We start from the raw sequence: 12495 nt of genomic DNA, 5'->3' as shown, positions 1-12495 counted from the left end.
CATGGCTGCTGACCCTAAAAACCCTTCCATATCCCTATGCGGTGAGAAATGCGGGCTAACATCAACAACTTCGACGGAGCCACAGACCTCTTCGACGAAATCATACGCAAACCTTTATACGTCGCAAGTTCATTCATTCCACCTGACCTGGAGATGACAGAGAAAACCTTTTAGGTTTGCGGACAAATTCAATATATCATGTTAAATTTGGCCATATGATAGAAAGGTCAATAACCCACAAGCTAGAAAAACTACTTGAAAGAACCCCGGCTGTGGTTCTCACGGGCCCGAGGCAGGTAGGGAAAACCACCCTGGCCCGGGAGGTCGCCCTCAAGCGAAACGCGGTCTATCTGGATCTTGAGGATCCGCGCGATTTGGCGAGAATCGAGGACATTCAGCAGTTCTGTGAACTTAACGAAGGAAAGCTGATTATTTTCGATGGAGTGCAGAGAGCACCCGGGATTTTCGCCACGCTTCGGGTCATCATTGACGGCTACCGCCAGAGAGGGCTCAGAGCGGGTCACTTCCTGCTGCTGGGACCAGCCTCGATCGACCTGCTGAGGCAGTCGGGCGAAAATCTCGCCGGGGTGATGCCTAAGCTGGCTTCAATGGGATTTTACCGTACAAAGGGCGGAGCCGAGATTGACTTGGTCGTCGATTCAAATAAGGGGGGATTGTGGGCCATAGAAATAAAGCGCGGTTCCGTCCCAAAGCTGTCAAAGGGTTTTCATGCGGCGTGCGAGCACTTAAAACCCTCCCGCAGGTTCGTCGTGCACGGCGGCCGCGAGAGTTTCCCGATCGGCAAAGGAATCGAGGCGCTGAGCCTGCGGGACATGATGGAAGCTGTTTCCGAACTCTAAGGAAACCGCATCTTTCGACACCGCCTTAACAGGCAGGACAAGCAAGATTTTCCTGCACTTGGAACCGGTGAAGCGGATAGGTTGCCGTATTCGGTTAAAGGTAGGCGAATTGCCCCGCCTACATTTTATGCATTCATAATCCGGGTTTGCCGGGGCACGAATCTGGGAGAAATTCCCGTCACCGCCAGCCCATTCTCCAGTCCGCACGGTCTGCTTCCGTTTAACCGTGGCTGCAAAGCGCCTTCAATATTATTGCTGCTTCTGCTCTATTTGCCGGCGCACTGCCCGGAATCTTTGTGCTTTTCCTTCTTGGCGGTCCAGTAGTTCTTCACTTCTTCCTTTGTAAGACTGCCGTTGCCGTCAGCGTCCATCTTTGCAAACTTTTTCTCCACATAGGACATAAACTCAGCCTTTGAGATGACGCCATCAGAGTTTGCGTCTTTTTTCTCAAACATTCTGTCCATTTTAGCAGACTTTCTGGGGCAATCCGCTTTCTTACCACAATCTCCGCAATGGGCCGAGGCAAATGTCGCTCCACCGAGGAACAGAACCGCCAGTACGGAAAACATCAATACTTTTCTCATTACACACCTCCATGTGCTTTGCTGGGTTTGAAACCAATCTACAAGTTTATACGAACGGAAGAAAAAGAGTATTCGCTGGATTCCCGCACAATTCGTTCCGAGTTGAATATGCCTTTGCGCAAGATATATAAGTCAAGCAACAAGTTTCTCTTTCCTCTGAATGTCTTTACTGTTAACCGCGGAGTAATCCTTTACCTCTACCGGCCACAGAGGAACCCGCAACGTGAAGACCACATCGATTTCAAGATTTGCACTGCGGCCAAAAGCATTCGTGTATCCCAGTCGCCACTTGCCGCCAGCGTGTTTTTGCGGGACACGCAACAGCGTAAATCCTTTGTGGCCGCAGACCGCCGTGATTGCCTGTTCAACCTTCTCCCGTTCAGCAAGCATCACGTCGCGGTCCGCGGACCCTATATAGTTCAGATCGATATCAACGGATAACCGCGGTAAGTCAAATACAAACAGATTCAGCGCGGTGCCGCCTTTCAGGGCAACTCGATCCCCGAGGAAGGGATGATTTCGAAAAGCATCCAGCAATCCGATCAGACGGATAACCTTATCCAGCGTTTCCGGCAGAAACCCGCTCGCCGCCGCCTCGGCTTGAAGATCCTAGAGCGAAAGACTCATGCACCCTCCTCCCAGCTACGTTCAATGACTGCTGGCGGCACTACCAATCGCCAGGAGGAAACTAATCTGCCGGACCTTCTGCGACTGCGGTCCAGATAACAAGGCTGCTTGGGTATATGCTTTCGCAAAGCTCTCAGTCGCGCCTCATCCACCATCAGCGCTTCACGGTGCTGTTCGAGAAAAAATCCCACCTTCGCCACCGCCGTCGCACTGCGCAACATCAGGACATAATCGGTGACCCGGTCCAAGTTAAAGTATTCGACCGATTCCAGGGATCGCCACACTTCCTCCCATCCGCCACTCAGGTCAGGACGCACGAGCACGTCGACCATCGTGCGTTCGAGATTGGTGACTCGGATTTGTCCCCCGGCATGTCTGTGGCTCTCTACCCCGAACAGTTCAGCCTGATCAGCCTGCAATGCCTTTGGAAACGCCGCAGCGGTGAATTCCTGGCCCCGGAAATTGAAAGGACGCCCGGGGTGCCGAGAAAGATAAGGAAACCGGCGATGCACCGAGTAGGCCTTGCCATGAAACTGCAAAGCACTGTGGTAGGCCAGCACAGCATCATCCGTCATGTGCGCTCCCAGCAGATACGGGTCGACCTGGTGGCTTTCCGGACTGATTCCCTCCGGTACGACTGCATAAAGGCTGCGACGGATCCGGAGCAGGTGACCGGCGTTGACGTGGTAGGCCAGCAGCGCCTCCCGGGTCTTTGCGCTACGGGGACCACCAACTTCCAGAAATGCCACAAACATCTCATGCCGGAATACCGGGTGGTTGCGGAAAAAATCCTGTACCTTCATCGGACGTAAACTCGTAATTGACGATTCTTGCGTGAACACCTAATCAATTTAGGGGTATGCGTAATGTTTGTCAAGCAAGAGTTCAACAAATTGGGTTTCTTGCCGCTACCCATAATAAAGTGCAGCGTTCATGAACAAACCGTTCGCCTTCAGCGTCCGGCGGCTACGGTCCCGCGAGGCGGTCATTTCCCTTTTGTCTTTCGCGCCACCCAAGTAAGGGCGCCTTTGGTGTCCGACCAGTTTTTTCCGTTAAGGAAGGCATAAGAAATGGCTTCTTCCGGGGAACCCAGGCTGTACTGCGGGGGCATGGAGACGGGAACAGGCGTGGCTCCGGTAAGCAGCTTCGGGACGAAGGGGTTGACTTCAATCGCCTGGTCGAGAATCGATGCTGCGTCCGCGGAATCTCCTTCACGTCTGAACGTCAGAAGCGCCATGTTCCAGTGCCATTCGGCGAAATCCGGTTCCCTGTAGATTTCCAGGAGGTTTTCAACTTCAGAGAGGTCGTCAAGCGCAAACAGCTTGGAGATAAGGTATGACCGCATGCCCTGGTTGTCGTTGGGGTTCAGGCGAAGCATTTCCCTTATGAGGGCAATCGATTCCTCCCGCTCCCCCATATCCCACATTAAATCGGAAAGACCCGCTACGGCTCGCATGTAGGGGCGCGTCGGCAGAATCCTCCAGAAATCCCCGGCGTAATCGGCAAACGCGCCGGGGCCGAGTTCAAGCTCGACGGCCTCTTTCCCCGCGGCGGCGGCACGCTCGTATAACTCGCGCGCCTCAACTATATCGCTGGTTTCATACGCCACATCGATCCAGGCATCGGCGCACAGGTCCGAAACAGCAAGAGCCTTCTTCGCCATGGCGATTCTCTCGCGCATGTCTCCAGACTCCCAAGCATCGTACATGATATCCTGCGCCCGGCGCAGCAGGGCTAATCTGTCAGCGGCGGATGCGGCGCCCTTCCGTGCGGAAGAAGCTTTGCTCCGGGTCTGCGACATCCCGGCTTCTATCAAACGTAAACCCGGCGGGACGGGGACAGTGTCCGCACCGTATCTCGAAGACTTACCGGACACGGTCGCGGTTCCAGCCGACTTTGCGGACATCCGTTTTTCTCGAGGCTTTTTCTTTGCCCTGTTTCTACGGTTCTTTCCCGTCGCCATGCGATACGTTACCCGGTAATGCAGTGAAGAAGATACCTTGGAAAAATTCGTTTTCTTAATGAACCGCTTGTCGGTGTTCACCAAAAACCGTTAGCTTCCCGAGCGTACAGGGTAGAACATACAAAGGACACGGAATGCTCACAGATGCGGATGCACCTCTTTGCGGTTTTACAACTGAAGACTCGAACGGTTGTGGTACGCTCTGACGAACCTAGGTCGCAATTCTATTGCTTGTTTATAATTCGCCACCGCTTCTTCAAGCTTTCCCAGCTTGGCTTCCGCAACACCCTTATTGTTGTAGGCACCGGCGTATCCGGGATTCAATTCTATGGCCTTGTCAAAATCTTCTATCGCCCCTTTGTTCCTGCCCAGATTGAATTTCGTAATCCCCCTGTTGTTATACGCCTCCGTAATAGACGGATTCAGCCTTATAACTCTGTCAAAATCTTCTATAGCTTCTTCGTACCTACCTGAATCGAACTTCACAACCCCTCTCCCAAAATGCGCTTCGGGGCGGTCGGCGTCCAGCTCTATAGCCTGAACATAATACTTCATAGCTTCTTCAAGCCGCTCTTCTTTCAGGCATTTCGACCCAGAAGAATAAAGTTTTTCATAATCCATAATCTTACACTCTAACAACGAGTTCAATCCCGGTCAAGTTGCATCCGCTCGGGAGAAAAAGGCTCGTAATCCCCGAGACGATAATGCTTGATAAAACCATGTATGTCGTTATAGATGCTCTCTTTGTTTATGTTAAAAAAGGGTGTCCCCCCTACTCATCCCCGCTTACATCAATGACACAAACCGATATTCTGAGTGATTCACTTTCAGACAAACCGGCCTCAATCCTTTCCTGTAGTTCCTGAAAATCGCGCGGCCGACTACCGGAAGGCAGCGGCTTAGTGTATTTCTTTCCGAACCAGAGCACTAGGTAGATACCGTACCCGCTAGTGGTCGGATCTTTCGTATACAAAGCAATCAGCTGCTCTCTGAGCGAACTCAACAAATTTTCGCTTCCGCTCTTTTTAATCTCTATAGGAACATGAAAATCCCCGTATGAAACCCGTATGTCGGTTCTCCTGTCATTTACATACTGGCCTTCGGGCTGGGCGTCCAGTCCCTCCGGAAGCAGCCCTCGCAGGTCCGAAAGTAAGATATCGCGACAGGAATTTTCGTGTTTGGGACTATCTGGTCGTCCATGGGAGTCTTCGTTCCAGTACTTGCGCCAGTCATCCGTATTGTGCGTTCGGATTTTCTCGGAGATTTCAGCCAACCGGTCCACTAGCAGGGCTGCAAGGTCCGCGGCATTGGCCGGGGTCTGGTTGCTAAACGTCCGGCAGACCCGCGCGATGTCAGGATGGCTGTAGTCATGGTCGTTTCGATCTGCACGCCAAGCATCCAGCATTTTGGCCAGCACGGAATGACAGCGTCTCAGCCCTGGGTCGGCGTAAAGCCTCTCGAGTGCCTTGTCCGCATCTTCATCTTTGTCGTCAATAGAAAGAGATTCTATAAAATCATAAACAAGGCAGGAAAACCGATCCTCAGGCGTAAAGGTCCCGGGTTTCCGACTTAACCTGGGTTCAAAGTATGTTCCCATAAGGCGGATCAACATCTCCAGTTCGGGCACTCCAAGTTGTGTCTGTAGGTATAAGGGGCGGCCGTATTCGTGCCTCCTCCGGTAAAGTTCAGGAAGTCCAAGTTCTGCCTGCAGGAATAACCTATCTCCAAAGACCAGAAAGTCTGCCAGATGCCGAACCCTGATTTCACGGCCCCGCACAAACTCCTCTAACCGGTCTTTATATTCGCCGGGGCGAACAATCAGGCCCGTCGCGAGCCAGCGGATGCGCTGGGCAACGTTAAGGCTTTTAAGATCGAGTTTCCTGACGACAAGCTTTGCGAGCTCTCCCCTGTCAACATGCCTGAGCGCCGCCCAGAGCAGGTAGTCAAGGTTCCGCAGATGTTTCAGTCCGCACTGGGAAGGAAAGGAACGCAGCAGCCCCAGACTCGCAATGCGGGCAATCTGGGCGTGGCTCCTCTCTGAGGCAAGCTGAAGAAGCTTGGGAATATCCTCCCTGCCGCTTCGAAACCCCGAAAGGGCAAACCGCGTCTGCGTATCCCCCGCGATCCCGGGATGGGCCTCAAGAAGTCGCAGATACCATCCGGGTTTGTAGTTACGCGGGCCGGAGATGTAATAAAAAAGGAGGGATTTGCGAATGCGCGCCTCGCTCCATTGCGAGACATCAAGCGGCACCGTTCTGTCCGCCTCCGCAAGACCCGCAAGGAAAGGCAGTCCTATAGAGTAAACCTCGCCCTCGTCCAGCATTCGGAAAATCTCGTCGGCATCCGGAACGTCTTCCCGGTCAACCGTGCCACGCAGTCCCGAAAGCGCGGCATCCGCAAGGTCGGGGTGTCCGGGAAGGGATTTCCTTATGTTTTCCGGCCCGTAGTAATCGCGCCAGGAGTAGAAGTCTCCGAAGTAGATCCCGGCGATTTCGCGAAGCAGCCACGGGCGGGCGTGGTTTCCGCGCAGAACCTCCTTGCTTGCGTGCACTTGTTCAATCCATTTCCGGTCTCTGTCTTCCTCTTTTTCCCGGTAGTTCCGAGTCCCGCTCCGTCCCGGCGTTTCGCCTGGAAATCCCTGTCTCGCAAGCAATTTTTCCAGCTCATCGGACAAATCCTTATCGTATCCGGTTTTCTTCCGCAGTATTTCCACGGACAGCCCTTCGTCGCCGTTTTGATACCTGCACGCAAAAACAGCCTGTTCAAGGAAAAACCGCGAGACCTGCGGTTCACTCTTCCCGAAGGCAAGAGCTTTTTCGAGACACCAGACGCCGAAATCCGGCGGAGGGCTCGCGCCATACAGACGCTCCTGCATTCCGGTCGCGTAAGAAGCGAAGTCGCCGGACCCGCGCCATCGTTCAAGACCTTCTTCAAGGACGGCCTTTTGCGTCTCGGGGCGGCGCTCAAGCCAAGTGCGTATCAGGCTGATCGGTCCCAGGCAGTACTCGTCGTGTCTGACATTGCCGGACAGTCCGACGGCGAGCCAGTCATAAAGACGTTTTCTGTCTGCTCGGTCTCCGTGCATATAAAGTCCGCAAGCCAGCAGTCTGTGCGGAAGATCGTTGAGGGACCAGGCCTCAAAAGCGGTTCGCAGTCCGGTAATCCGCTTCCCAAGACTGTCCAACAGCTCTTCCACCTCAAGCTCATCTACCTCAGGTCGGTCGTTTAGAAACCCGAATTCATACAAGTGGAAGTAGTCGCCTCTTCCCCCGGGGTGTAAGAACTCATCGGAAAAAGCGAATTGCCAGAACTGCCAGTACGCGCCGTCTGACTCCCTGACCGCAGCACAGGAAAGATAATCCCAGACCTCGGATGGGGGCAGCTTCCATGGATAGAGTTCCAGAAGCAGTGTCCCGAGCAGTTCCTTTTCCGGGTCGGAAACGGTCCCGGCACGAATGTCGTCCAGCAGCGTCTTGAGATCGTCCGAATCATTCAAATCCTCCCAATCCTCCCAATCCTTCGGCTGACAGATGATAAACGCTTCAAGCGCCAGTCTTCTGATACGGGAATGCCGGGTGCCGTCGCGGATGATTTCGAGCAGGGTCCCGGAAAAATCCGGCACCAGTTCGTACCACCTCAAGATATCCAGCAGGAATTCGGTTAATTTCTGATGTTTTTCGTCGCGACGGGGAGAATTGAGGACTTCCCTGAAAACGGCTTCCATCCGGGGCGCGACAAGCGCCCTGTACCCTGACCCCGCAAGCGTCCAGGAAAAAAGATCCTTAGGGTGTCTTCTCTTGCGGCACAGGGATTCCAGAAGCGCCATGTTATCATCGCCCGAGAACGCATTTGTATCTCCGCAGAGAAAGATCCCGACGGGGTTGCACCTGATCAGCTCCGAGCGAAAGTCTTCGCGATGGGCTGCAAGCCACGCGCAGAAGCCTCCCATCCCGCGATCCGCGATTTCCTGCTCTCCGGCAATTAAAGCCAGTATCCGCCGGAAGGGAACCCCCCGATCAACCAGTCGGGACAGGTAACGGGCGGCAAGAAATTCCTCTATGTGCCGGTGAACGGGAACGAAACGGCGATTACCAGGGCCGGGTTCAAACAGTTTCGTCGAGAGCGCCGCCTCAAGCTTCCCCCGATCGTAACAGACATACCGGTCAAGACCGGGGTAGTCTTCATCCTCGAAATCGCTGTCCCACGCCAACCCGGCCGTTCCGCAAATCAGCGAAACGGCGCAAAGGCATCCGGCGGCGTCAAGAATCCGGGAAGCGGAATAACCTCGCGTCGCTATCCCGCATTCCTCGTTGCGCTCGCGAACCATCTGAGAGCAGGCCTTCTCGAAAGTTTCAAAACGGTTGCCGAGCCAGATGCCGTCCTCCGCGACCACCGCGACCAGCAAGTTAAGACACTGGGGATTCCCGAGCAGCGCCTCAATTCCACGTTCCTTTGCCGAGGCGATGAATTGCCGGGCTTTCGCGACGGTAAAACGGTCGCGCAGAATGCTGATGACATCGGAATCCGTCAGGGGGTCAATGCGCAGGAAGGTCACCTTGGAGTACGCCGATACACTGTCCAAAAGTTTCCACGCATTTTTCCAGATCCAGTCTGCGTCCCTGCAGGAAATACGAAAACGCGGGCGCCCGAGATGATCGAGGCGACGGCGGATCTCGTCTAAGGGGTAGCGCATGTCGCGAGCGCCGGCACGAATTTCATCAACCCCGTCAATGAAAAGAGTCTTTCCCGACCACTCGGGATGGTTCTTGGGATCAAGACAGAGGAAATCCCGCGCACTTACGTAAAAGGCGTTATCTCCGAGTCCCTCGCTTTCGGTCCTAAACGCAGTCGTCTTGCCGGAACCCGGGCCGCCGAGCAGCACGTAGGCGGCGACAGGACGGAATTGTTCAAGAGGTCTTGAGGACTTGCCTTTTCCCGGGCCCAAGTCCGGAGGCGGTATCTCGGTGCATGTGCGCGGGACGATTTTGTTCATTTTTCCTCGAACCACCGACCCGCGGGAACCGCGAGAAACTCATGGAGCGGCACTCCTCCTTCTCCGACAAAAAGCGAGCGGCGGGAGCCGAATTTCCGTTCAAACGCTTCAATCCCCCCGGCGCGCGCGGGCTTGCGGCCGCTTTTAACCTCAACGGGAATGATATGGGCCCCGCGGCGGAGAACAAAGTCGACTTCAAACGGTCCATCCCGCCAGTAATGAATGCTGATATCGGGTGTCGCGGTGTTTGACAGATGGGCCCCGACCGCGCTTTCGGCGATGCGCCCCCTGAACGTACGGTCCGCCATTGCTTCTTTGAAGGAATACCCGGAGCCGACCGTCATCAAAGCGGTGTTGAGCACGTTCAGTTTGGGACTTGATCCCCTGCGCAGATGAGGCTTGCTGTGATACTTTCCGAAACCCGCGAGCAGACCGACATCCGACAGCAGGTCAAGATACCGCGCCAGGGTGGTCGTGTTGCCGGCATCGACAAGCTGACCCAGCATCTTGGTATATGAGAGAATCTGCCTGGAATAATCCGCTCCGTGCTCGAAAAGCCGCTTGAGCAGTTCCGGCTTGTCCACTCTCGTCATGGAGAGAATGTCCCGGCCGATACCGGGTCTGACTATAGCCTGCAGTATATGAGCACGCCACCGGTCCAGATCCTGAATGAACCTGACCGAGCCCGGGTAGCCACCGAAATACAGGTACTCATCCAGACTGAAGCCGAAGGCTCTGAACATCTCGAAATGATCTTTTTCGTAGCACATGGAAATCCCGCAGATTTTCTCCCGGCGCAAAACGACTTTCTCCGCGAAGCGGAAAACCAAGCAATTTAGAAGTCGACAGGCCTTTACGGCGGCGCGACACCCAATCCAGAGGGTAGGCAGTTACAAAGAACTATTTTACCCGACGGGAACTCCAGCCCCGTCAATTATTTTTTCAACCCTCTTCTCCCACGTGTATCCGGCAGCGTCCGAGCGGACCCCTTCTGAAATCCGCGCGCAAAGCTCTGAATCAGCAAGCACGAGGTCAAGCGCCCGAATAAACTCCCCCTCGTTATCAGGAGGAGTAACAACCGAGTTCTCCCCCGGCCTCAGTATCTCAAGAACCGACGGAACCCCGGTCGCAACGATGGGTTTTCCGGCGGCCATATACTCGAAAAGCTTAAGCGGAGAGGTAAACTTCCCGGATTCCGTCCCGTCCCTTATAGTTACCTTGGACGAATAGGGCATGACCAAAATATCTGAGGCAAGAAGGTAAGAGGGTACTTCCTGTTGTCGCACAAATCCCTCTATTCTGAAATTTGCCGATCCATCCTGCCTCGCCATCTCGCGCCAGAGCGCATTGTCTCGTTCCCTGCCTCCGACAATGAGAAACTCAACCTCGGGCATCTGCGCCGCAGCGCGCACCAGAATCTCAAGCCCCCTTCCCCTGTAAGTGTTTCCACAGTAGCACACTATTTTTCTCTCGAGCGGAAGACTGAGGCGCTCCCGAAGCGAGGAAATGTCGTGTTCTCCTTCAAACGCCTCCCGTTCGAAGCCGTTCGGGGCCATTATGGGATTTCGCCCAGTCATCCCGAGGCAGAAGTATATGTCGTGCAGACCCCGCGAATTAAAAGACATCCCGAGCAGGTTCTTCGAGCGGGAAAAAGAACCTATTATTCTTTCGGCTGCCCAGTTAACCGGAGGGTGGTGAGCGTCGTAGACCGTCGGAACCCCGAAAACCTTGGTCGCGAACCAAGCGAAGACAAGGTCCCTTGTGATCACGAAATCAAAATTTTCTTTTTTTCCGCAAGCGTAAAGAGAGCTTAAAAAACCGTGAAGCGTCCGCCTGGCAAACCCACCCGAAAGCGCAATCGAGGTTACGCGAAAAGGATTCTTGATGCCGTAATACGAAAAAAGTTTTTCCTTGTTGACACGCCCCGGCAAAACGCATTCAACCTCAATTCCAAGATTGGCCATCGCTTGGCACATCTTCATCATGTGAACGGCTCTTGCATCTTCTGTGAAAAGCGGATGGCTTCCAACGTAAAGCGCTTTTAGTCCTTCGTACTTTTTCATGTGCATTAAATCTACCCGTTTTTCGAAGCGAAATTCCCCTCTCCTGCCAACCCGGAACTGAAAACATCCTTCGTGGACTTGACTACTACCTGAGCGGTAACCATAAATGGAAAGTGCAGCTTGGCTACACGTTCAAGAGAACAGAGAGTCTCGCTGGCGTGGAAACGGACGATAATATGGTGAGAGCGCAGGTTCAGGCCTATTTTAATCGCCTAAGAACCCACCTTAACCCCAAACGTAAAATCACTCCGGCGGCATTCCTTACTCAGAGGAGTCAATAACTCTCAGAAGATTCGGGGCACGGCATTCCTCTCTCAAGAACCTGCCAGTCTGCTTTCTCGCTCTGAAAAAATCCATAGGACAGTCGACATCCATCCAGTAAAGTTCGCCTATATCCAAGGGCTTAATCTTGTATCCCTTGCTTACAAGCCTTTGTATTGAGGAAATGTACCACTTCCCCTCGGCACCGGGATTTCTCATCTCCTCTTCAATCGCTCTTTTGAGCAGCTCCACCCCCGTATCCCTGAATACCCTTATTCCGACCGACTCGGCTGAGGCTTCTGTGCTTGGTATCTCCTTGCTGATCTTCGTAATCCTGCCGTCCTCTACAACGACCTTCATATCCTCCTTCTCATAACGGGACCTCTTTTTTATAGGAAGACATATCTTCTCATCCCTGACCGCAAGCGCCTTATCCAGAACGCCTATCTCGTATACATCATCCCCATTCATAACTACAATATCTTCATCAAGCTCACTCCGTGCTATCCACAGAGACGCAAGACTATTGGTGGACTGGTAAAAGGGATTGTAAAGAGTGTTGATCCTCATTCCCAAGCCGTCGTAGCTTCTCAGGAACTCTTCCACTCTTTCGAAACGGAATCCCACGACAATCACGACTTCGTTTATGCCGCAGTCTCTTATAAGGTTTATCTGGTGTTCAAGTATGGAGATGTTTCCGATATCAAGAAGACACTTGGGCTTGTCATGAGTGTAGGGAGACATCCTGAGGCCGCTGCCCGCTGCGAGTATTATAGCTTTCATAAATCAATCAGTCCTCATAAGAGAAAGCAACTTCTCACCCAAGTCTGTGAAAAACATGTTGCGCATCTAGAGAGAAAACCGAGAAGAGTAATTCTGTAATTTTCACAAAATTTTTACTGTGTCAGTATAACCGCATCTCAAACCATGTCATTACGCGAGGGATTTGCGCTGTAGCGATTTTTGGGTTCCGGTTTCCGAGCGCAAACCCAGCTGAACACGGCAGTCCGGTATTCTCCAAGCCGGAATCACCCCATCCGGACGTAACTCAGCGCTGAACCCCACAGAATTGCCAGTCCTTACCAACAAGCGGGTTGCGGTAGGAATGCGAGTTTCCTCGCACCCCCCGCACAGATCCGTACGT

General features: G+C 53.5%; 10 protein-coding genes. 1 reads left to right on the top strand and 9 read right to left on the bottom strand.

Features of this window, described 5'->3' with window-relative positions; genetic code table 11:
* The first annotated feature begins 215 nt into the window (after window positions 1-215).
* Window positions 216-860 carry an ATP-binding protein gene (locus OXG75_08055; GenBank protein ID MCY3625921.1) on the top strand — a complete coding sequence of 215 codons (645 nt, stop codon included), beginning with the start codon at window positions 216-218 and terminating at the stop codon, window positions 858-860.
* Between the two features lie 266 nt (window positions 861-1126).
* On the opposite strand, the gene OXG75_08050 is transcribed toward OXG75_08055, so the two are convergent.
* From OXG75_08050 to OXG75_08010, 9 genes are all read right to left on the bottom strand, one after another.
* Window positions 1127-1444 carry an EF-hand domain-containing protein gene (locus tag OXG75_08050; protein ID MCY3625920.1) on the bottom strand — a complete coding sequence of 106 codons (318 nt, stop codon included), beginning with the start codon at window positions 1442-1444 and terminating at the stop codon, window positions 1127-1129.
* A gap of 132 nt (window positions 1445-1576) precedes the next feature.
* Complete coding sequence (locus tag OXG75_08045) at window positions 1577-1981, bottom strand: nucleotidyl transferase AbiEii/AbiGii toxin family protein (protein ID MCY3625919.1); 405 nt, start codon at window positions 1979-1981, stop codon at window positions 1577-1579.
* 86 nt (window positions 1982-2067) lie between these two features.
* Window positions 2068-2874 carry a transcriptional regulator gene (locus OXG75_08040; protein MCY3625918.1) on the bottom strand — a complete coding sequence of 269 codons (807 nt, stop codon included), beginning with the start codon at window positions 2872-2874 and terminating at the stop codon, window positions 2068-2070.
* A 182-nt stretch (window positions 2875-3056) separates the two neighbouring features.
* Window positions 3057-4034, bottom strand: coding sequence for a hypothetical protein (locus tag OXG75_08035; GenBank protein MCY3625917.1), 978 nt, complete (start codon window positions 4032-4034; stop codon window positions 3057-3059).
* A 168-nt stretch (window positions 4035-4202) separates the two neighbouring features.
* Window positions 4203-4655 (bottom strand): tetratricopeptide repeat protein, encoded by a 453-nt coding sequence (locus OXG75_08030; GenBank protein MCY3625916.1) that lies wholly within the window; start codon window positions 4653-4655, stop codon window positions 4203-4205.
* Window positions 4656-4806: 151 nt separating this feature from the next.
* Window positions 4807-9027 carry a hypothetical protein gene (locus OXG75_08025; GenBank protein ID MCY3625915.1) on the bottom strand — a complete coding sequence of 1407 codons (4221 nt, stop codon included), beginning with the start codon at window positions 9025-9027 and terminating at the stop codon, window positions 4807-4809.
* Window positions 9024-9827: a DUF4143 domain-containing protein gene (locus OXG75_08020; GenBank protein MCY3625914.1), complete on the bottom strand. Its 804-nt coding sequence runs from the start codon at window positions 9825-9827 to the stop codon at window positions 9024-9026. Before OXG75_08020 ends, OXG75_08025 begins: the two co-directional genes overlap by 4 nt.
* A 105-nt stretch (window positions 9828-9932) precedes the next feature.
* On the bottom strand, window positions 9933-11090 hold the full coding sequence (locus OXG75_08015; protein MCY3625913.1) for a glycosyltransferase: 1158 nt from the start codon (window positions 11088-11090) through the stop codon (window positions 9933-9935).
* A gap of 261 nt (window positions 11091-11351) precedes the next feature.
* Window positions 11352-12134 carry a phosphocholine cytidylyltransferase family protein gene (locus tag OXG75_08010; protein ID MCY3625912.1) on the bottom strand — a complete coding sequence of 261 codons (783 nt, stop codon included), beginning with the start codon at window positions 12132-12134 and terminating at the stop codon, window positions 11352-11354.
* Window positions 12135-12495 lie beyond the last annotated feature (361 nt).

It is taken from the genome of Candidatus Dadabacteria bacterium (genome assembly GCA_026705445.1).
GTDB lineage: Bacteria > Desulfobacterota_D > UBA1144 > Nemesobacterales > Nemesobacteraceae > Nemesobacter.
This window is presented reverse-complemented; position numbering and strand designations above follow the sequence as displayed.